The sequence below is a fragment of the Streptococcus oralis genome (assembly GCF_021497885.1).
Taxonomy (GTDB): Bacteria; Bacillota; Bacilli; order Lactobacillales; family Streptococcaceae; genus Streptococcus; species Streptococcus oralis_BQ.
Window position 1 is genome coordinate 326,874 of the sequence record NZ_CP046523.1, and the last position, 19,583, is coordinate 346,456.

Consider the following 19,583-nt stretch of genomic DNA (forward strand, 5'->3'; position numbering starts at 1 on the left):
AAGGAGTAGAGATGAAAATTTTACTGGTAGATGACCATGAAATGGTTCGATTGGGCTTGAAAAGCTATTTTGACCTCCAAGACGATGTAGAAGTTGTGGGCGAGGCTACCAATGGGGCTCAAGGTATTGACTTGGCCTTGGAATTGCGTCCAGATGTCATTGTCATGGATATTGTTATGCCTGAGATGAATGGAATTGATGCTACCTTGGCCATCCTCAAAGAATGGCCTGAAGCCAAGATTTTGATTGTGACCTCTTACTTGGACAATGAAAAAATCATGCCAGTCTTGAATGCTGGTGCAAAAGGCTATATGCTTAAGACTTCAAGTGCAGATGAATTGCTCCATGCTGTCCGTAAGGTGGCTGCTGGCGAGCTGGCCATTGAACAAGAGGTCAGCAAGAAGGTTGAATACCACCGTAATCATATGGAGCTTCATGAGGAGCTGACTGCGCGTGAGCGAGACGTACTTCAACTGATCGCTAAGGGCTACGAAAATCAACGCATTGCAGATGAACTCTTTATCTCTCTCAAGACGGTCAAGACCCATGTGTCCAATATCCTTGCCAAGCTTGAGGTCAGTGATCGCACTCAAGCTGCGGTCTATGCCTTTCAGCACCACTTGGTCAGGCAGGAGGATTTTTAGATGAGTCTTGTAGATTTACTTGAGGAGCTAGAGGTGGCAAAAGATCCTGAAAAAGCGGGCCCAATGGAAGCCTATATGCGTCATCAATTTCCCTTTTTAGGGATTGCAGGTCCTGAAAGAAATGCGCTCTATAGAAAATACTTTCCAAGCGCGAAAAAAAACAAAGATGATCGATTGGGATTTTGTAGACACTTGCTGGGAAAAGGAGCCTAGAGAATACCAATATGTGGGCGCCAACTATTTGAAAGCTATGCAATCTTATCTAACGAAGGATGATTTGCCTAAGCTTGAGCGTCTGGTCGTGACCAAGTCTTGGTGGGACACGGTAGATATTCTAGACAGAGTAGTAGGGAGTTTGGTAGCCGACCATTCGGAACTTGAAGAAGTGATTTTAAAATGGAGCCTATCGGACAATATCTGGCTGAGACGAGTTGCCATTGACCACCAGTTGTTAAGAAAAGAGAAAACGAATGTCCAACTGATGGAAAAGGTCCTACTGAACAATCTGGACCAGACAGAATTTTTCATCAACAAAGCTATCGGCTGGGTCCTAAGAGACTACTCCAAGACCAATACCGAATGGGTAGCACGTTTTATTGAAAAGAATAAGAAAAGAATGGCTGAACTTAGTATCAAGGAAGCGAGCAAGTATCTCTAGCATCATTGAAAAGCGCATTCATTACTTGAAAAAAGTCGCCCGTTTATGTTATAATAGACTGTATTTAAAAAATTTTAAGGAGAAATGACAGAATGTCTGTATCATTTGAAAACAAAGAAACAAACCGTGGAGTCTTGACTTTCACTATCTCTCAAGACCAAATCAAACCAGAAGTGGACCGTGTATTCAACTCAGTAAAGAAAACTCTTAACGTTCCAGGTTTCCGTAAAGGTCACCTTCCACGTCCTATCTTTGATAAAAAATTTGGTGAAGAAACACTTTACCAAGATGTATTGAACGCTCTTTTGCCAAACGCTTATGAAGCAGCTGTAAAAGAAGCTGGTCTTGAAGTCGTTGCGCAACCAAAAATTGACGTAACTTCAATGGAAAAAGGTCAAGACTGGGTTATCACAGCTGAAGTCGTGACAAAACCTGAAGTTAAATTGGGTGACTATAAAAACCTTGAAGTATCAGTTGATGTAGAAAAAGAAGTAACAGACGCTGACGTTGAAGAGCGTATCGAACGCGAACGCAACAACTTGGCTGAATTGGTTATCAAGGAAGCTGCTGCTGAAAATGGCGACACTGTTGTGATTGACTTCGTTGGTTCTATCGATGGTGTTGAATTTGACGGCGGAAAAGGTGAAAACTTCTCACTTGGACTTGGTTCAGGACAATTCATCCCTGGTTTTGAAGACCAATTGGTTGGTCACTCAGCTGGCGAAACTGTTGACGTAGTTGTGACATTCCCAGAAGACTACCAAGCAGAAGACCTTGCAGGTAAAGAAGCTAAATTCGTAACAACTATTCACGAAGTAAAAGCAAAAGAAGTTCCAGCTCTTGACGATGAACTTGCAAAAGATATCGACGAAGAAGTGGAAACTCTTGACGAATTGAAAGAAAAATACCGCAAAGAATTGACTGCTGCTAAAGAAGAAGCATACAAAGATGCCCTTGAAGGCGCAGCAATCGATAAAGCTGTAGAAAATGCTGAAATCGTAGAACTTCCAGAAGAAATGATCCACGAAGAAGTTCACCGTTCAGTAAATGAATTCCTTGGAAACTTGCAACGTCAAGGTATCAATCCTGACATGTACTTCCAAATCACTGGAACTACTCAAGAAGACCTTCACAAACAATACGAAGCAGAAGCTGAGTCACGTACGAAGACTAACCTTGTTATCGAAGCAGTTGCCAAAGCTGAAGGATTTGACGCTTCAGAAGAAGAAATCCAAAAAGAAATTGAGCAATTGGCAGCAGACTACAACATGGAAGTTGCACAAGTTCAAAACTTGCTTTCAGCTGATATGTTGAAACACGATATCGCAATCAAAAAAGCTGTTGAATTGATCACAAGTACTGCAACAGTAAAATAATCTTAAAAGATAAAAAGCCCACCTGACTAGGTGGGCTTTCTGCTGGTCTATTTTCCAAAAATCTCTTTAAGGTCTGCGTCTGTAATCCCAATCATAGCGGGAATACTAGACCAGTTTTCCTCGGTAAGGATGTAGGATTGTTCAGAGTCACTTGCTGTGGCAGTTTCAGAGAAGGCTTGTTTACTTTCTTCAATATTATTTTCAATTAAATCACTGAAACGCTCAATCAGATAGGTCTTGCGAGCAGTCCCGATATGCTTGACTGCATAGTCAAAGGCCTGTAATTCACCAAGAAGGATAAGCTTGCTCTTGGCCCGTGTGATAGCTGTGTAGATGAGATTGCGTTCCAGCATGCGCTTGCTAGCACTGGTGATGGGCAGGATGACAACGGGAAACTCACTTCCCTGAGACTTATGGATGCTCATGGCATAGGCCAGTCGAATCTTGTACCATTCGTTACGTGGGTAGACGACCTCATTGCCGTCAAAATCAATGACAATCTCGTCTTGTTTGGACTCAGTGTATTTTCCAGGAATCAAATCTGTGATGTAGCCTAGGTCTCCATTAAAGACATTGACTTCAGCGTCGTTGACTAGGTGAATGACCTTGTCCCCTGTTCGATAGTAACACTGAGTTGCTTCAAAGCTAACTTGCCCCTTTTGCTGAGGATTGAGCAGGTCTTGCATGAGTTGGTTGATGGCGTCAATACCAGCAGTTCCTCGATACATAGGCGCTAGCACCTGAATATCACGAGCTGGAATGCCACTTCTGAGGGCAGCACCAAGAATTTTCTCAATGGTTGCAGGGATATGGTTACTCATGATTTCAAAGTAGGAGCGATCGGCCTTTTTCTGGGTAAAGTCGGCTGGCAAGATTCCCTGTCGAATCTGACTCGCTAAGGTAACGATAGTTGATTCTTCGCTCTGACGGTAAATCCGCTCCAAGCGAGTCTGAGGGATCAGAGGTATTTGGAGCAGGTCAGCCAGGACTTGTCCAGGACTAACAGAAGGTAGCTGGTCGCTATCACCCACGATGAGGATTTTACTGTTAGAAGAGATGTTGGAGAAGAGTTGGTTAGCTAGCCAAGTATCTACCATAGAAAACTCATCTACAATGATAAAGTCAGCATCCAGATAATCTTCCAGATGACTAGTATCATCATCTCCCGTCATTCCCAAATGGCGATGTATGGTCGCGCTAGGCAAACCTGTCAATTCATTCATGCGTCGAGCTGCTCGACCAGTTGGGGCAGCGAGAAGAATTGGTAAGTTGCTTTTCTTCCTGAGGTCAAGTCCCTCTAAGAGAGCATAAACAGCGATAATCCCATTGATAACAGTGGTTTTACCTGTACCAGGTCCACCTGTTAGGATAAAGACCTTGTTCTGGATGGCATCGCAGATAGCCTGTTTTTGGATGCTATCGTATTGGATACCTAATTCTTCCTCAACAGTAGCGATATGCTTTTGAATGGTTTCTAAATCCTGATTTTTCTGTTTTCCTTTTTCAAGGATACGAACCAAGTGACTGCGAATGCCTTCTTCGGCGAAAAAGAGGCTGTTATCAAAGATTTTGGTATCAATCTGCTGAACCTTGTCTTCTTCGATGAGGTAGGAGAGTTCTTGGGCTACTTGGCTGGGATCCAGTTCTACGGGTCGGGAAGACTCGAGGAGAGTCAGGGTCTGTTCCAGCAAATCTCGGGCTTCCATGTAGGTATCGCCCGTATCCATACAGCCCTGAAAGAGACTATGGACAAGGCCAGCACGGAAGCGCTCAGGAGCTTGGCTTTCGATACCTAGTTCGGCAGCTAATTGGTCTGCAATGGTAAAACCCAATCCCTTGATATCCTCGACCAGCTGGTAGGGATAATTTTCAACCACATCAAGCGTTTCTTCCTTGTAAAAGTCTTGAATCTGAAAGGCTAGTTTATTGGGAATGCCGTAGTTAGCTAGTTTTGCCAAGACCATTTCTGTCCCATAGTTAAGACGAAGTGTAGAGACGAAAGCCTCACGGTTTTTGGCAGAGAGTCCTGCAATGTTTTCCAGCTTTTCAGGATGCTCCAGAATTTCGTCTATGGTATTTTCACCATAGATATCAACGATTTTTTGGGCCGTTTTGAGACCAATTCCCTTGAAGTGGCTACTCGAAAAGTACTTAACTAGCCCTTTTTTAGTTGGTTTTGCCCGCTCATAACGGCTGATTTGCAGTTGTTCTCCGTACTTGGAGTGTTGAACGATTTGTCCCCAAAAGGTGTAGTCTTCGCCCTCAATCACGTCAGCCATGGTTCCTGTAACGATGATTTCAAAATCGTCAAAGTCCTCCGCATTGGTATCTTCGATATCTAAGAGGAGGATACGATAAAAATTGCTGGGATTTTCAAAAATAATGCGTTCAATAGTGCCTGAAAAATAAACTTCCATAGATTTCCTTTTTGATAGAAAAAGAGCTGGGATAGAGCTTTCAGTTAGGCTTTCCTTTGATTTGGGACTTGGTACAAGATATTGCCAAGTTGCAATCTAATTCTAAAAGCTAACTCAAAAAGACTATCACAGCATCTAGTTGCTGGTTTTAAAAGATTCCGATACGGTTGAGTGGCCAGAAACGGAATTTGGCTTCTCCTTTGATTTGACTGGCTTTAAAGGTTCCAACATGGCGACTGTCGCTAGAAACCAAACGGTCATCTCCAAGGAGGAGGTACTCACCCTCGGGTACGGTAAAGCTGAAGCTGGTGTTGAAATTTACATCAACAGTAAAGGCCTGAGCTTTCTGAGCAAGGCTTCTAAAATAGACACCCTTATCCCCTTCAAAGCCTTTCCCTGAATAGGTGCTCTGAAGTTTGTCATTTTTAAACTGTTGGAGGTAGTCTGCTAGGTAAGGTTCGTCGGTTTCTTGATTGTTGATAAAGAGCTTGTCGTTTTCGTAGCGAATGGTATCTCCGGGCATGCCGATGACGCGTTTAACGATGTCTTTATTTCCATCATCTTCATGGGCAACTACAATGTCAAAACGGTTGATAGGGAGGTGTTTGACGACAAAGAGAATCTCTCCATCAGCTAGAGTCGGGTCCATAGAGTGTCCTTCCACACGGACATTGGTCCAGAGAAAGAGACGACTGAGACCAACGAGTATAATGATAAGGAACGTAAGTCCCCACTCTTTTAGAAATGTTTTAAAATAATTCATAATTTACCTTTCTAGAAGTGCTTTGGCTTTTTCAGTATTTTTAAAATGAAGCTTGGCACAGAAGTTGAGCCCTTTCATGCCATAGGCTTGAAGGATTTTGCTAGCAACCTTATCAGAAGCAGTTCCTGCGCCGCTTGGCAGTTGATAGCCTAGTTCTCGTCCAAGATTTTCCAAGTTTTCGAGAAAGAGATCCCGCGCGATGATGGAGCTGACTGCGACAGCCAGATATTTTCCCTCGGCTTTTTCTTCCAAACTAACCTTGTTTGGAAAACGGTTGGCTTCTTGCGCCAAGTATTTGTCATAGTTTTTAGGATTTGTAAAAGCATCAATCACGATTTTTTCTGGCTGGACTCCTTTTTGGAGAAGGAGAAAGATAGCCTGATTGTGAAGGGCAACTTTTACAGAAACAGCATTGTAACGCTCTCCGATAACTTCGTTGTACTTGCTCGGTGAGAGAAGGAGCGCTTGGTGCTGGATTTTTTCCTTGAGGACAGGGGCGATCTGACGAATCTTTTGATCTGTTAGGGTCTTTGAATCCCCCACGCCGAGTTTTCGCAAGAAGTCATGCTGGTCAGCTGTCACGAAGGAAGCCACGACAGCAAGCCCACCAAAGTAGGAACCATTTCCCACCTCATCAGTTCCAATCATAGGAAAATTTTGTCCACTGTTTTCTTGTCGGACTTGATAGCCAAAGAAACTGGCGTATTGCTCAGCAGCTTCGCCCTGCAGGAGGACTTTTCCAGAAGTATAGATGGAAACTGTTGCCTGAGGCAGTCGCAAAAAATAGCGAATATAAGGATTTTTACTAGGACTGAGAGCCTTCTGATACTGACTTAAAAAGCTCTGAATTTCCTGTTCACTTGGTGTGAGTGTGATACTTGCCATAGTCTCTATTGTACCATAAAAGCAAGAGAATTGGTAAAAACTGACAAAGTTAGCGAAATTTGGTATAATATCGTGAGGTGAATTTTATGGCAAATCTAAATCGATATAAGTTTACATTTGGGAAAAAGACATTAACCTTGACAACCGAGCATGACAACCTCTTTATGGAGGAAATCGCTAAGGTTGCGACTGAAAAATACCAAGCAATTAAGGAACGAATGCCTGGGGCAGATGATGAAACCATTGCTCTCCTTTTAGCGATTAACAGCCTATCAACGCAGCTTAGTCGTGAGATTGAGTTTGACGATAAGGAGCAGGAGCTTAAAGACCTTCGAAATAAGCTAGTGTCTGTCAAGCAAGAGCAGAGCAAGATTGAGGATTCCCTATGATTTCGATCCTTCTCTTACTGGTTCTAGCTTGGGGGGGTTACATCGGCTACCGTAGAGGTTTGGTGCTGCAAGTTTATTATTTCCTCGTGGCAGTGATTTCAGCCTTTATTGCTGGGCAGTTTTATAAATCGCTGGGAGATCAATTTCACTTGCTTGTTCCTTATGCTAATCCTCAGGAAGGACAGGGTACCTTTTTCTTCCCTTCAGCCCAGCTTTTTCATCTAGACAAGGTCTTTTATGCGGGGCTGGCCTACCTTCTAGTTTTCGGAATTTGTTACAGTATCGGACGTTTTATCGGTTTGTTTCTACATTTGATTCCAGTTAAAACACTAGATGGCAAGTGGTTCCGGGTTAGTGCGGGGGCTTTGTCGCTATTGGTAGCCTTATTCGTCTTGCAGATGGCTTTGACCATTCTTGCAACTGTGCCTCTGGCAGTCATTCAAAATTCACTTGAAAAAAGTATCGTAGCTAAACACATCATCCAAAGTATCCCTTTTACGACAAACCTTATCAAACAACTCTGGGTGACAAATTTAATCGGATAAAAAGGGCGGGATTTTTCCTAGCCCTTTGTTTACAGATTGGAGGACTAGGTCAAAAACCTCTAGTTGCTACGATTTTGTAAACAAATACACAAGGAAAAATATGAATACAAAAATACTAGAAACCTTAGAATTTAATAAAATCAAGGCCTTGTTTGAACCGCATCTCTTGACAGAACAAGGCCTAGAGGAGCTAAAAGGCTTGGCCCCAACTGCCAAGGTGGAAAAGATCAAACAAGCCTTTATAGAGATGGAGGAGATGCAGGCGCTTTTTGTGGAGCAACCTCACTTTACCATCCTAGCGACACGTGAGATATCAGCAGTTTGCAAGCGTCTGGAGATGGGGGCGGACCTCAATATCGAGGAGTTCCTGCTCCTCAAACGGGTTTTGCTTGCTAGCAGAGAGTTGCAAGGTTTTTATGCCAATCTCGAAAATGTTCGCTTGGAACAATTGGCGAGATGGTTTGAAAAACTACATGATTTTCCACACTTGCAAGGGAGTCTTCAATCTCTAAATGATGCAGGATTTATCGAAAATTTCGCCAGTGAAGAGCTAGCACGCATCCGTCGGAAAATCCATGATAGCGAGAGTCAAGTTCGAGATGTCTTGCAAGACTTGCTCAGGCAAAAAGCGCAGATGTTGACGGAAGGCATAATCGCTAGCAGAAATGGCCGTCAAGTCTTACCCGTTAAGAATACCTATCGCAATAAGATTGCAGGTGTTGTCCATGATATCTCTGCTAGTGGTAATACGGTTTATATCGAGCCACGTGAGGTCGTGAAACTGAGCGAAGAAATCGCTAGTCTGCGAGCTGACGAACGCTATGAGATGATTCGCATCCTACAGGAGCTCTCGGAACGCGTCCGCCCTCATGCTGCAGAGATCGCTAATGACGCTTGGATTATCGGCCATTTAGACTTGATTCGTGCCAAGGTGCGTTTCATCCAAGAAAGACAAGCAGTCGTTCCTCAACTTTCAGAGAACCAAGAGATTCAACTCCTTCATGTTCGCCATCCTTTGGTCAAAAATGCTGTCGCAAACGATGTGCACTTTGGTAAGGATTTAACAGCCATTGTTATCACAGGTCCTAATACTGGTGGGAAGACCATCATGCTCAAAACCCTGGGCTTGACTCAACTCATGGCCCAGTCAGGCTTGCCCATTTTAGCTGATAAGGGAAGCCGTGTCGGTGTTTTCGAGGAAATCTTTGCAGATATTGGGGATGAGCAGTCTATAGAGCAAAGCTTGTCTACCTTCTCCAGCCACATGACCAATATCGTAGATATTCTTGGCAAGGTCAACCAACATTCGCTCTTATTGCTAGATGAGCTTGGGGCAGGTACCGATCCGCAGGAAGGAGCAGCGCTTGCTATGGCTATTCTGGAGGATCTTCGTCTCCGTCAGGTCAAGACCATGGCGACGACCCACTATCCAGAGCTCAAGGCCTACGGTATCGAGACAGCCTTTGTGCAAAATGCCAGCATGGAGTTTGACACAGCCAGCTTGCGTCCGACCTATCGCTTTATGCAGGGAGTTCCTGGTCGAAGTAATGCCTTTGAAATTGCCAAACGTCTGGGCTTGTCAGATGTCATCGTAGGAGATGCCAGCCAGCAGGTCAACCAAGATAATGATGTCAACCGTATCATTGAACAATTGGAAGAGCAAACGCTTGAAAGTCGCAAACGCTTGGACAATATCCGTGAGGTGGAGCAAGAAAACCTTAAGATGAACCGAGCTCTTAAAAAGCTCTACAACGAACTCAATCGTGAAAAGGAAACTGAGCTCAACAAGGCGCGTGAACAGGCTGCCGAGATTGTAGAACTAGCGCTAAGTGAGAGTGACCAGATTCTCAAGAACCTCCACAGTAAGTCTCAACTTAAACCCCACGAAATCATTGAAGCCAAGGCTGAGCTGAAAAAACTGGCTCCTGAAAAAGTGGACTTGTCTAAAAACAAGGTCCTTCAAAAGGCCAAGAAAAAACGGACTCCAAAGGTGGGGGATGATATTGTGGTCCTCAGTTATGGACAACGTGGAACCTTGACCAATCAGCTTAAGGACGGTCGCTGGGAAGCCCAAGTTGGTTTGATCAAGATGACCTTGGAAGAGAAAGAATTTGACCTTGTTCAGAACCAACAAGAAGCCCCAGTCAAGAAAAAACAAGTCAATGTCGTCAAACGTGCATCTGGTCGTGGTCCGCAAGCAAGACTGGATCTTCGTGGCAAACGGTACGAAGAGGCCATGAATGAGCTGGACGCTTTTATCGACCAAGCCCTGCTCAATAACATGGCGCAAGTCGACATCATCCATGGTATCGGAACAGGCGTCATCCGTGAGGGCGTCACCAAATACCTGCAAAGAAACAAGCATGTCAAGAGCTTTGGCTATGCTCCACAAAATGCTGGAGGCAGTGGTGCCACCATTGTAACCTTTAAAGGATAGAGAGAAGAAGGAGTCAACCTTTCTGAAAAAAGGAGAAATGAAAAATCAAAAATTTTCATAGAAAATATTGACAAAGGCTAACTTTTCTTGTAGAATAATAAAAAATAAAATACCAACACCGAATGAAGTTTAATAGAAATGGAGAAAGGTTTGTTTTCCATGACTGTAAATGGACGGAACTCTGGAGAGACCGTAAAGGCACCGAAGGGGCAAGGCAGGCAACTGCTCAAACTCTCAGGTAAAAGGACAGAGCTAAGATAGACCGCTTTTTAGCATTTATCTAAGCATTCCAGAGTACATGTATCCTGCATGTGCTCTTTCTTTTGGGGTTGAAAAGATAGGAGAAGGATATGTTAGAATTGCTTAAAGCGCTTGATGCTTTCGTTTGGGGGCCTCCCCTCTTGATCTTATTGGTCGGAACAGGTATCTATTTGACCATCCGACTAGGCCTTTTGCAGGTGGCTCGTCTCCCTAAAGCCTTTCAGTTGATCTTTACCAAGGACAAGGGACATGGAGATGTGTCGAGCTTTGCGGCCTTATGTACGGCTCTAGCAGCCACCGTTGGTACGGGAAATATCATCGGGGTTGCGACGGCCATTAAGGTTGGGGGACCAGGGGCGCTCTTTTGGATGTGGATGGCAGCATTCTTTGGGATGGCTACCAAGTATGCAGAAGGTTTACTTGCCATCAAATACCGTAGCAAGGATGCAAATGGAGCTGTAGCTGGAGGACCCATGCACTACATCCTTTTGGGAATGGGAGAAAAGTGGCGTCCACTTGCTATCTTCTTTGCCCTAGCTGGTGTATTGGTAGCCCTTCTAGGGATTGGTACCTTTACCCAGGTCAATTCGATTACAGAATCCATTCAAAATACGGCTCAAGTGGAACCAGCTATCACGGCTCTTATTTTATCCATTTTTGTAGGAATTGCCGTCTTTGGTGGCCTCAAATCCATTTCTAAGGTTTCGACAGCAGTCGTTCCTTTTATGGCTATTGTCTATATTTTAGGAACTCTTACAGTTATACTCTTTAATATCGAGAAAATCCCAGCCACACTTGCCCTGATCTTTACTTCAGCCTTTAGTCCAGCTGCTGCGGTAGGTGGTTTTGCAGGTGCCAGCATTCGGATGGCTATCCAGAATGGTGTGGCGCGAGGAGTCTTCTCTAACGAATCTGGTCTTGGTTCAGCTCCGATTGCAGCGGCTGCAGCTAAGACTAATGAGCCTGTCGAGCAAGGCTTGATTTCCATGACAGGAACCTTTATTGATACTTTGATTATCTGTACTCTGACAGGTCTAACAATCTTGGTAACTGGGGTTTGGAGTGGTGATTTAAATGGAGTTGCCTTGACCCAGTCAGCCTTTTCAACAGTTTTTTCACACTTTGGACCTGCCCTCTTGACCATCTTCCTTGTACTCTTTGCCTTTACGACGATCCTCGGATGGAACTACTACGGAGAACGCTGTTTTGAGTTTCTCTTTGGTGTTCGTTTTATCTGGCTCTATCGTGTAGTCTTTGTAGTCATGGTCTTGTTGGGAGGATTTATCGAGCTGGATATGGTCTGGATTATCGCAGATATCGTCAATGCCTTGATGGCATTACCAAACTTGATTGCCCTTTTGGTCTTGTCACCAGTCGTTATTGCTGAGACTAAAAAGTATTTTAAAAACTAACCCAATCACACTTTTCGTGTGATTTTTTCATTTCATAAACATTTCCTATCAAGGCGATTGAAAATATATATTATCCAAGGGGAAAATTCTATGATAGACTAAATGACAATAAAATGAAAAGAGGTTTCTTATGACAACATTTACAATCCACACAGTAGAATCAGCACCAGCAGAAGTGAAAGAAGTTCTTGAAACAGTAGAAAAAGATAACAACGGCTATATTCCCAACCTAATCGGTCTCTTGGCCAATGCCCCTACCGCGCTTGAAGCCTACCGAACTGTCGGAGCCATCAACCGTCGCAATAGCTTAACACCAGTGGAACGTGAAGTAGTGCAAATCACAGCTGCTGTAACCAATGGTTGTGCTTTCTGTGTCGCTGGTCACACAGCCTTTTCAATCAAACAAATCCAAATGAATGATGATCTTCTTCAAGCCCTTCGCAACCGCACTCCGATTGAAACAGATCCAAAACTAGACACCCTAGCCAAGTTTACCTTGGCAGTCATCAATACCAAGGGTCGTGTAGGTGATGAAGCCTTGACTGAATTTTTGGAAGCTGGCTACACGCAACAAAATGCCTTGGACGTGGTTCTCGGTGTCAGCCTAGCCAGCCTTTGCAACTATGCAAACAACTTAGCTGATACGCCAATCAATCCAGAATTGCAACCTTATGCCTAGTTCGAATCATAAATAAAATGAAGGCTGATTCATCCAGTCTTCATTTTTCTATGCTATTTTAAAGACTTTTATGCTATACTGATAATAATATGATTAACGGAGGTTGCCATGAAAAAACTCCCCTTGGTATTTTCTGGTTGTTTGTTAGGTTTGGCAGGTGCAGGAAACTTGATTGCGGATACTTGGCCCGTTTTTTCGCATTTATTGAGTCTGACTGATTTAGTTTTGTGGATTTTCTTTCTGATTCTTCATCTTTTTAATTGGGAAGAAACCAAGCAAGAATTGACCAAGCCCCCTCTTTTATCTGGAATGGCTACCTTTCCCATGGCTGGGATGATTTTATCGACTTATGTCTTTCGTTTGTTCCCTCATCTTCCTTTGATATCACAAGGGCTCTGGTGGTTTTCCTTTCTCTTGGACCTCGCTTTAATCACTTACTTTACCATCAAATTTGCCTGTCCGGGTCGGAGGGTCAAAGCGACTCCAAGCTGGACGGTGCTCTATGTGGGGATAGCAGTAGCTGCCCTGACCTATCCTCTGGTAGGCATCGTTGAAATTGCCTATGCAACCTTGAGTTTCGGTTTTGTCTTGACCTTCTATCTTTATCCCCTTATTTATAGGGATTTAAAGAAAACTCCACTCCCAGTAGCCTTGCTTGGACAAGAAGGAATCTACTGCGCTCCCTTTTCCCTACTCTTGGCCTCACTAGTTCGGGTTGGAGGGGCAAGCTTGCCAACATGGCTCTTAATCGTAATGATTTTGGCGTCTCAATCTTTCTTTTTCTTTGTTTTAACTCGCTTGCCCAATATTTTAAAACAAGGCTTTCAACCAGCTTTCTCAGCCCTCACCTTCCCAACCATTATCACAGCTACTTCGCTCAAGATGGCTCAGGGAATCTTGAAACTGCCTTTCTTAGACTATCTTGTGTTTGCTGAAACCTTTCTTTGCCTAGTCATTTTATTCTTTGTATTGGGTGCTTATCTGATTTGGTTACGAAAAAAGGTCTAGCTAGAAATAGCTAAACCTTTTTTTTTTATGGTTTGATAACTTCAGCTCCACCCATGTATGGACGAAGTGCTTCTGGAATAGTTACAGAACCATCAGCGTTTTGGTAGTTTTCAAGAATAGCAGCCACCGTACGTCCAACTGCAAGTCCAGAACCGTTCAAAGTGTGAAGTAATTTCACCTTGCCGTCTGCTTCATCACGGTAACGGATTTGAGCACGACGAGCTTGGAAATCTTCAGTATTTGAACAGCTTGAGATTTCACGGTAGGTATTTTGGGCTGGAATCCAAACTTCCAAATCGTAAGTTTTGGCAGCTGAGAAGCCCATATCTCCAGTAGAGAGCGCGACCACACGGTATGGAAGATTAAGCTTTTGAAGAATATTTTCAGCGTTGGCTGTCATTTTTTCTAATTCTTCATATGATTCTTCTGGTTTGGCAAATTTGACCATTTCAACCTTGTGGAATTGGTGCAAACGAATCAAGCCACGTGTATCACGACCAGCAGAACCAGCTTCAGAACGGAATGATGGGCTCATAGCAGTGAAGTAAATTGGTAGGTCTTTTCCATCAAGGATTTCATCACGGTAGTAGTTTGTAAGAGGCACTTCAGCAGTAGGAATGAGTACATAGTTGGTGTCACTCAATTCAAAGGTATCTTCCTTGAATTTTGGATATTGACCAGTACCAAACATTGAGTCATGGTTAACAATGTAAGGTGTGATAACTTCCGTATAGCCTTCTTTACCATGCTCATCCAACATGAAGTTGTAGATAGCACGTTCCAAACGAGCTCCAAGTCCTTTATAGAAGAGGAAGCGAGCTCCCGTCACTTTTCCACCACGTTCCCAGTCAAGAATACCAAGGTCTTCACCCAGATCCCAGTGAGCTTTTGGTTCGAAGTCAAACTCGCGTGGAGTTCCCCAACGGCGAACTTCAACGTTGTCATCCTCATCAGCTCCAACAGGAACGCTGTCAGCAGGAATGTTTGGAAGTGTAGTCGTAAATTCTGTCAATTTAGCATCGATTTCTGCCAATTCAGCATCGAGAGATTTTACTTCAGCAGAGAGAGCTTGCATAGCAGCAATCTTGTCATCAGCATTTTCCTTATTGCGCTTGGCTTGAGCAATCTCTGCAGAAACTGTGTTACGTTCTGCCTTGAGGTTTTCGACCTTGACCAAGATATCACGACGTTTAGCGTCGATTTCTTTCATCTCGTTAAGGATAGCAGCATCTACACCACGTGTAGCTAGTTTTTCAGCGACAGCATCAAAGTCTGTACGAATACGTTTGATATCTAACATAAGAACTCCTTTATGAAAAAAGCACACCTAACAAAGCGTTGGAGTGGCAGGGCCACGGTTCCATCCAACTTCACAGGTGTGCACTTGATTCTGTATTTAATTGTTGATAACGGTAGAATTTCACCTATCCCTCCTATCTGCTCGCAGCACCCGCAGACTTTCTGAAAGAAGAGGATAACCTACTTATCCGTTGCTATGATTATACTAAAGTTTCTACTTTTTTGCAAATAGATTTTTAAATTTTTGTCCAATGGTCTGGAGCAGAGTCGGAAGTTTCACGACCTTGTCGTTTCCTAATTTTTCCCGAGCGATTTTGAGGATAGCCCCAGAGTCTTTTGAGGCAAAGAGGAATTTACCTTGATCGGTGAAGACTTCAAAGTGGCGGCTGATCTTGCGGCCGCTTACGTTGGCTCCGACTTGCTGAATGCTGGACCAGGGGATCTGGATATATTGTTCAACATTGACATCGGGATAAAACTCTAAGGCTTGATCCCCGACTAGAAATTTTCCAACTTTTCCAGAGATAGAGAGGTAAGATGTTCCAGTGGTTTGGAGGTCAATGACTTTATTGAGAGATTGGGCCATGGTTAGTCTTCCTTACTTTCATCGAAAAAGGCGTGGTAGAGAGCCTTGATAGCTGCTTTTTCTTGATCTTTATTGACAACAAACATGATGGAAACTTCGCTTGAACCTTGGGACATCATCTGGATGTTGATTTTATTCTCAGACAAAGCACGTGTTGCAGTAGCAGTTACCCCGATATGACTCTTCATCTTTTCTCCGACAATCATAATGATGGAAAGGTCATGTTCGATTTCGGCATGGTCCACTTCAGCCTTTTGAACCAACTGACGAAGGATTTCTTCTTCCTTGATAGGAGTTAGTTCGCGGGAACGGAGGATGATTGAAAGATCATCGATACCTGTAGGCATGTGTTCCCAACCGATATTGAGGTCCTCAAGGATTTGAAGAACCTTGCGTCCAAATCCAACCTCGCGGTTCATGAGGTATTTCGACATGTTGATGCTGACAAAGCCAGAATCACCAGCGATTCCAACGACTGGGAATTTATCACTGCTATGCTTTAGAACGATACGAGTACCCGGATGGTCAGGATTATTGGTATTTTTGATAACGAGAGGAATTTTCCCACGGTAGGCAGGGAGCAGGGCTTCATCGTGAAGGACTGAAAATCCAGCATATGCCAATTCCCGCATTTCACGGTAGGTTAACTCAGGGATTGAGTGTGGTTGGTGAATGATACCCGGATGGGCAGCAAAGATACCGTCTACGTCCGTAAAGTTTTCATAGAGATCAGCCTTAACACCTGCAGCGATGATGGAACCAGTTATGTCGGATCCACCACGGGAGAAGGTACAGATTTGATTTTCCTTAGTGACCCCAAAGAAACCAGGGATGACAAGGACCTCGTTGCTATCAGCCAAGCCTTCAATCTTGTCATAGCTAGATGGGATGATGCGTGCGTTTCCTGGTTCACTTGTGACAACGATTCCAGCCTCTCTTGGGTGAACATAGCGTGCATCAATGTCGTTTTGGTTAAAGTAGGCTGCAATAAGTTTGGCGTTGTTGTTTTCTCCAGCCGCTAGGAAGGTGTCATAGAGAAAGTCATTGTCGTCTATAGGAAGAGTTGCCAAGGCGCGAATGCTTTTAGAGATTTTTTCTAAAACAGCAGGTTTTAGCCCTAGTTCACTAACCATGGCGGCATAACGGTCAATGATCCAGCTTTGGCTAGCACTGATGTCATTTCCAGCTACATAGTCACGATAGTATTTGATCAAAGCATCGGTCACCTTGGTATCATCAGCATTGCGTTTGCCGGGTGCAGAAACGACTACAAAAAGGCGTTCTTTATCACTTTTAACGATGTTTAAAACTTTTTCTAACTGACTAGCAGAGGCAAGCGAGCTTCCGCCAAATTTAACAACCTTCATAAGGACTCCTCAAGTAAGTATTTTATACGATTATAGCAGAAAGAGGGGCATTTTTCAATGAAGAAAATACTAAGGTTTTTAGGATAAAGTGAGCGTTTTGATCAGCCGAGACACTTTCGATTGGTTTTCTCTTGCCTCTTTATCTAAAAAAAGGTATACTTTGAAAATGAAATAATTTTATCACCTTATAAAAGGAGAAGCTATGAATCATATCCTATATCAGATCCTAGATGATCTTGCTATCATTACTTTGAATCGTCCCGAAGTGGCAAATGGTTTCCATATCCCAATGTGTGAGGAGATTTTAGAAGCTTTAACCTTAGCAGAACAGGATCAAGCTGTTCAGTTTATCTTGATTAACGCTAATGGGAAGGTCTTTTCAGTTGGGGGAGATTTGGTTGAGATGAAGCGTGCAGTGGATGAGGATGACATTCCTTCTTTGAATAAGATTGCAGAATTAGTCAATACAATCTCCTATAAAATTAAGCAGATCCCTAAACCTGTTTTGATGGAGGTAGATGGAGCAGTTGCTGGTGCTGCAGCCAATATGGCAGTGGCAGTCGATTTTTGTTTGGCGACTGATAAGGCAAAATTCATCCAAGCCTTTGTTGGAGTGGGATTGGCGCCGGACGCTGGTGGGATTCATCTCTTGAGTCGTAGTATCGGGGTAACACGAGCTGCGCAACTTGCCATGACAGGAGAAGCTTTGACTGCGGAAAAAGCACTGGAATGGGGCGTGGTATACCGTGTCTGCGAAGCTGATAAATTAGAAAAAACTAGAGAACAAGTTCTGAAGAAATTAAGACGAGGCTCAGCAAACTCATACGCAGCCATTAAAAAGTTGGTTTGGGAAAGCCAATTTAAGGATTGGCAGAATTATGCTGAATTGGAATTGAAACTGCAAGAATCGTTATCTTTAACTGAAGATTTTAAAGAAGGGGTTCGAGCACATTCTGAAAGAAGACGACCAAAATTTTCAGGAAAATAAAAAAATACTTGCGCAATTCTTTGAAGTTTGATATACTTTTTGTGTCAAATGTTTTGAATACAGAAGTTTTTTGAGAAGGAGGGAATGCTTTGGACTACCAACAAGTGAATGAGTATTTAACATCTATTTTTAATAATGTCCTTGTGATTGAGGAGGTTAGCTTACGAGGTAGTCGTTTCAAAGACATCTCCATCAAAGAAATGCACACGATTGATGTGATTGGCAAGTTCCCAGAGGCGACACCAAGTAAGGTTTCTAAAGAACTGATGGTCACTCTTGGAACTGTTACGACCAGCTTGAATAATCTTGAAAGAAAAGGTTATGTTGAACGCATTCGTTCTGATCAGGATCGTCGTGTGGTCTACTTGCATTTGACAAAGAAAGGTCGTTTGGTTCACCGCCTTCATAAACGTTTCCACAAGGCTATGGTCGAAAAAATTATCGATGGTATGAGCTCTGAAGAGATAGAAGTGATGGGGAGGGGTTTGACTAACCTTTATCAATTTTTGGAGGATTTGAAATAATGGCTTTTGCAAAAATAAGCCAGGTTGCTCATTATGTTCCAGAGCAAGTGGTCACTAATCAAGACTTGGCTCAAATCATGGATACAAGCGATGAGTGGATTTCAAGTCGGACAGGAATTAAACAGAGACATATCTCAAAAACAGAGTCAACGAGTGATTTGGCGACAGAAGTTGCCAAAGACTTGCTGGCTAAGGCGAGCATAAAAGCGGATCAGATTGATTTTATCATTGTAGCGACGATTACTCCTGATTCGATGATGCCTTCTACGGCAGCTCGGGTTCAGACAAATATCGGAGCGCATAGAGCTTTTGCCTTTGATTTGACAGCAGCTTGCAGTGGCTTTGTATTTGCTCTCTCAACTGCTGAAAAGTTTTTAAGTTCTGGACAATTCAAAAAAGGAATTGTTATCGGGGCTGAGACCTTATCTAAGGCGGTTGATTGGTCTGATCGTTCGACAGCCGTTCTCTTCGGGGATGGTGCTGGTGGAGTTCTCTTAGAAGCGAGTGATACACGGCACTTCCTTGTGGAAAGTCTCTATACGGATGGCTCTCGGAGCGAGTGTTTGACCTATGGCCAAATGGCTTTAGCTTCTCCTTTCTCAGATCAAGAAGCAGTTCCTGCTTTTTTGAAGATGGATGGACGAGCAGTTTTTGATTTTGCAAATCGAGATGTTGCTAGATCGATCAAAGAAACCATTGAAAATGGTCCAATCGCAGCATCGGAATTGGATTATCTCTTGCTTCATCAGGCAAATATCCGCATTTTGGATAAGATGGCTAAGAAAATCGGTGTAGACCGAGACAAGCTTCCTGCCAATATGATGGAATATGGAAATACCAGTGCAGCAAGTATCCCGATTTTGCTCTCAGAGTGTGTGGAGAATGGCAAGATTCGTTTAGATGGTAGCCAGACGATTCTCCTATCAGGCTTCGGTGGAGGTTTGACATGGGGCACACTCATTCTTACAATCTAGGTAATCATGTGGTAAACACATAGTTATAAATTTTTTATATTTTAAAGGAGTCCTATCATGGCAGTATTTGAAAAAGTACAAGAAATTATCGTTGAAGAACTTGGGAAAGACGCATCAGAAGTAACACTTGAATCTACTTTTGATGATTTGGATGCAGATTCATTGGACTTGTTCCAAGTAATCTCTGAAATCGAAGATGCTTTCGATATCCAAATCGAAGCAGAAGATAACTTGAAAACAGTTGGTGACTTGGTTGCCTACGTTGAAGAGCAAACAAAATAATTAACATATTACTAGAAGGAGTAGGGGAAACCCGCTCCCTCTTGTTTAGGTAATAGTTTGAAACTCAAATGATAAACTCATCGAACTAT

At 43.3% G+C, this 19,583-nt stretch carries 18 protein-coding genes, 1 pseudogene and 1 riboswitch; of the genes and pseudogenes, 13 read left to right on the forward strand and 6 right to left on the reverse strand.

Annotated elements, in window-relative coordinates:
* Positions 1-11: 11 nt before the first annotated feature.
* From GOM48_RS01570 to tig, 3 genes and pseudogenes are all read left to right on the forward strand, one after another.
* Positions 12-644: a response regulator transcription factor gene (locus GOM48_RS01570; protein ID WP_235097937.1), complete on the forward strand. Its 633-nt coding sequence runs from the start codon at positions 12-14 to the stop codon at positions 642-644.
* Positions 645-1,302 (forward strand): annotated as a pseudogene (locus GOM48_RS01575) (DNA alkylation repair protein).
* 92 nt (positions 1,303-1,394) lie between these two features.
* Positions 1,395-2,678 carry a trigger factor gene (tig, locus tag GOM48_RS01580; protein WP_235097939.1) on the forward strand — a complete coding sequence of 428 codons (1,284 nt, stop codon included), beginning with the start codon at positions 1,395-1,397 and terminating at the stop codon, positions 2,676-2,678.
* Between the two features lie 47 nt (positions 2,679-2,725).
* On the opposite strand, the gene GOM48_RS01585 is transcribed toward tig, so the two are convergent.
* The 3 genes from GOM48_RS01585 to rnhC form a co-directional block, all read right to left on the reverse strand.
* Complete coding sequence (locus GOM48_RS01585) at positions 2,726-5,095, reverse strand: ATP-dependent RecD-like DNA helicase (protein WP_235097942.1); 2,370 nt, start codon at positions 5,093-5,095, stop codon at positions 2,726-2,728.
* Between the two features lie 148 nt (positions 5,096-5,243).
* Entirely contained in the window at positions 5,244-5,858 is a 615-nt protein-coding gene (lepB, locus tag GOM48_RS01590) for a signal peptidase I (RefSeq protein WP_125424831.1), read from the reverse strand.
* 3 nt (positions 5,859-5,861) lie between these two features.
* Complete coding sequence (rnhC, locus tag GOM48_RS01595) at positions 5,862-6,743, reverse strand: ribonuclease HIII (protein WP_235097943.1); 882 nt, start codon at positions 6,741-6,743, stop codon at positions 5,862-5,864.
* Between the two features lie 86 nt (positions 6,744-6,829).
* Between rnhC and zapA the strand changes: the two genes are divergently transcribed.
* From zapA to GOM48_RS01625, 6 genes are all read left to right on the forward strand, one after another.
* Positions 6,830-7,132, forward strand: a complete 303-nt coding sequence (zapA, locus tag GOM48_RS01600) for a cell division protein ZapA (protein WP_235097945.1) — start codon at positions 6,830-6,832, stop codon at positions 7,130-7,132.
* Complete coding sequence (locus GOM48_RS01605) at positions 7,129-7,677, forward strand: CvpA family protein (RefSeq protein WP_235097946.1); 549 nt, start codon at positions 7,129-7,131, stop codon at positions 7,675-7,677. Before zapA ends, GOM48_RS01605 begins: the two co-directional genes overlap by 4 nt.
* Positions 7,678-7,777: 100 nt before the next feature.
* Entirely contained in the window at positions 7,778-10,114 is a 2,337-nt protein-coding gene (locus GOM48_RS01610; protein WP_235097948.1) for an endonuclease MutS2, read from the forward strand.
* Between the two features lie 171 nt (positions 10,115-10,285).
* Positions 10,286-10,374, forward strand: a riboswitch (glycine riboswitch).
* Between the two features lie 90 nt (positions 10,375-10,464).
* Positions 10,465-11,787, forward strand: coding sequence for an alanine/glycine:cation symporter family protein (locus tag GOM48_RS01615; protein ID WP_235097949.1), 1,323 nt, complete (start codon positions 10,465-10,467; stop codon positions 11,785-11,787).
* A gap of 130 nt (positions 11,788-11,917) precedes the next feature.
* Positions 11,918-12,466 (forward strand): carboxymuconolactone decarboxylase family protein, encoded by a 549-nt coding sequence (locus GOM48_RS01620; RefSeq protein WP_235097952.1) that lies wholly within the window; start codon positions 11,918-11,920, stop codon positions 12,464-12,466.
* 108 nt (positions 12,467-12,574) lie between these two features.
* Positions 12,575-13,474, forward strand: a complete 900-nt coding sequence (locus GOM48_RS01625; RefSeq protein ID WP_235097954.1) for a TDT family transporter — start codon at positions 12,575-12,577, stop codon at positions 13,472-13,474.
* 25 nt (positions 13,475-13,499) lie between these two features.
* Here GOM48_RS01625 and serS read toward each other — a convergent pair whose 3' ends face one another.
* The 3 genes from serS to GOM48_RS01640 form a co-directional block, all read right to left on the reverse strand.
* Positions 13,500-14,774 (reverse strand): serine--tRNA ligase, encoded by a 1,275-nt coding sequence (gene serS / locus GOM48_RS01630; protein ID WP_235097956.1) that lies wholly within the window; start codon positions 14,772-14,774, stop codon positions 13,500-13,502.
* 213 nt (positions 14,775-14,987) lie between these two features.
* Entirely contained in the window at positions 14,988-15,359 is a 372-nt protein-coding gene (locus tag GOM48_RS01635; protein ID WP_235097958.1) for a DUF956 family protein, read from the reverse strand.
* 2 nt (positions 15,360-15,361) lie between these two features.
* Positions 15,362-16,726 carry an aspartate kinase gene (locus tag GOM48_RS01640; RefSeq protein ID WP_235097959.1) on the reverse strand — a complete coding sequence of 455 codons (1,365 nt, stop codon included), beginning with the start codon at positions 16,724-16,726 and terminating at the stop codon, positions 15,362-15,364.
* Between the two features lie 202 nt (positions 16,727-16,928).
* Here GOM48_RS01640 and GOM48_RS01645 point away from each other — a divergent pair, with 202 nt between their 5' ends.
* From GOM48_RS01645 to GOM48_RS01660, 4 genes are all read left to right on the forward strand, one after another.
* Entirely contained in the window at positions 16,929-17,714 is a 786-nt protein-coding gene (locus tag GOM48_RS01645; RefSeq protein ID WP_093586704.1) for an enoyl-CoA hydratase, read from the forward strand.
* An 89-nt stretch (positions 17,715-17,803) separates the two neighbouring features.
* On the forward strand, positions 17,804-18,238 hold the full coding sequence (locus tag GOM48_RS01650; RefSeq protein ID WP_000386342.1) for a MarR family winged helix-turn-helix transcriptional regulator: 435 nt from the start codon (positions 17,804-17,806) through the stop codon (positions 18,236-18,238).
* A complete protein-coding gene (locus tag GOM48_RS01655) occupies positions 18,238-19,212 on the forward strand; it encodes a beta-ketoacyl-ACP synthase III (protein ID WP_235097963.1) in 975 nt (324 codons plus the stop codon). Before GOM48_RS01650 ends, GOM48_RS01655 begins: the two co-directional genes overlap by 1 nt.
* 57 nt (positions 19,213-19,269) lie before the next feature.
* A complete protein-coding gene (locus GOM48_RS01660; protein ID WP_000257840.1) occupies positions 19,270-19,494 on the forward strand; it encodes an acyl carrier protein in 225 nt (74 codons plus the stop codon).
* Positions 19,495-19,583 lie beyond the last annotated feature (89 nt).

Bases quoted from the DNA above. Each gene is read 5' to 3' on its own strand.
- GOM48_RS01570 (WP_235097937.1), top strand. From the start codon at position 12: ATGAAAATTTTACTGGTAGATGACCATGAAATGGTTCGATTGGGCTTG.
- tig (WP_235097939.1), top strand. From the start codon at position 1,395: ATGTCTGTATCATTTGAAAACAAAGAAACAAACCGTGGAGTCTTGACT.
- GOM48_RS01585 (WP_235097942.1), bottom strand. From the start codon at position 5,095: ATGGAAGTTTATTTTTCAGGCACTATTGAACGCATTATTTTTGAAAAT.
- lepB (WP_125424831.1), bottom strand. From the start codon at position 5,858: ATGAATTATTTTAAAACATTTCTAAAAGAGTGGGGACTTACGTTCCTT.
- rnhC (WP_235097943.1), bottom strand. From the start codon at position 6,743: ATGGCAAGTATCACACTCACACCAAGTGAACAGGAAATTCAGAGCTTT.
- zapA (WP_235097945.1), top strand. From the start codon at position 6,830: ATGGCAAATCTAAATCGATATAAGTTTACATTTGGGAAAAAGACATTA.
- GOM48_RS01605 (WP_235097946.1), top strand. From the start codon at position 7,129: ATGATTTCGATCCTTCTCTTACTGGTTCTAGCTTGGGGGGGTTACATC.
- GOM48_RS01610 (WP_235097948.1), top strand. From the start codon at position 7,778: ATGAATACAAAAATACTAGAAACCTTAGAATTTAATAAAATCAAGGCC.
- GOM48_RS01615 (WP_235097949.1), top strand. From the start codon at position 10,465: ATGTTAGAATTGCTTAAAGCGCTTGATGCTTTCGTTTGGGGGCCTCCC.
- GOM48_RS01620 (WP_235097952.1), top strand. From the start codon at position 11,918: ATGACAACATTTACAATCCACACAGTAGAATCAGCACCAGCAGAAGTG.
- GOM48_RS01625 (WP_235097954.1), top strand. From the start codon at position 12,575: ATGAAAAAACTCCCCTTGGTATTTTCTGGTTGTTTGTTAGGTTTGGCA.
- serS (WP_235097956.1), bottom strand. From the start codon at position 14,774: ATGTTAGATATCAAACGTATTCGTACAGACTTTGATGCTGTCGCTGAA.
- GOM48_RS01635 (WP_235097958.1), bottom strand. From the start codon at position 15,359: ATGGCCCAATCTCTCAATAAAGTCATTGACCTCCAAACCACTGGAACA.
- GOM48_RS01640 (WP_235097959.1), bottom strand. From the start codon at position 16,726: ATGAAGGTTGTTAAATTTGGCGGAAGCTCGCTTGCCTCTGCTAGTCAG.
- GOM48_RS01645 (WP_093586704.1), top strand. From the start codon at position 16,929: ATGAATCATATCCTATATCAGATCCTAGATGATCTTGCTATCATTACT.
- GOM48_RS01655 (WP_235097963.1), top strand. From the start codon at position 18,238: ATGGCTTTTGCAAAAATAAGCCAGGTTGCTCATTATGTTCCAGAGCAA.
- GOM48_RS01660 (WP_000257840.1), top strand. From the start codon at position 19,270: ATGGCAGTATTTGAAAAAGTACAAGAAATTATCGTTGAAGAACTTGGG.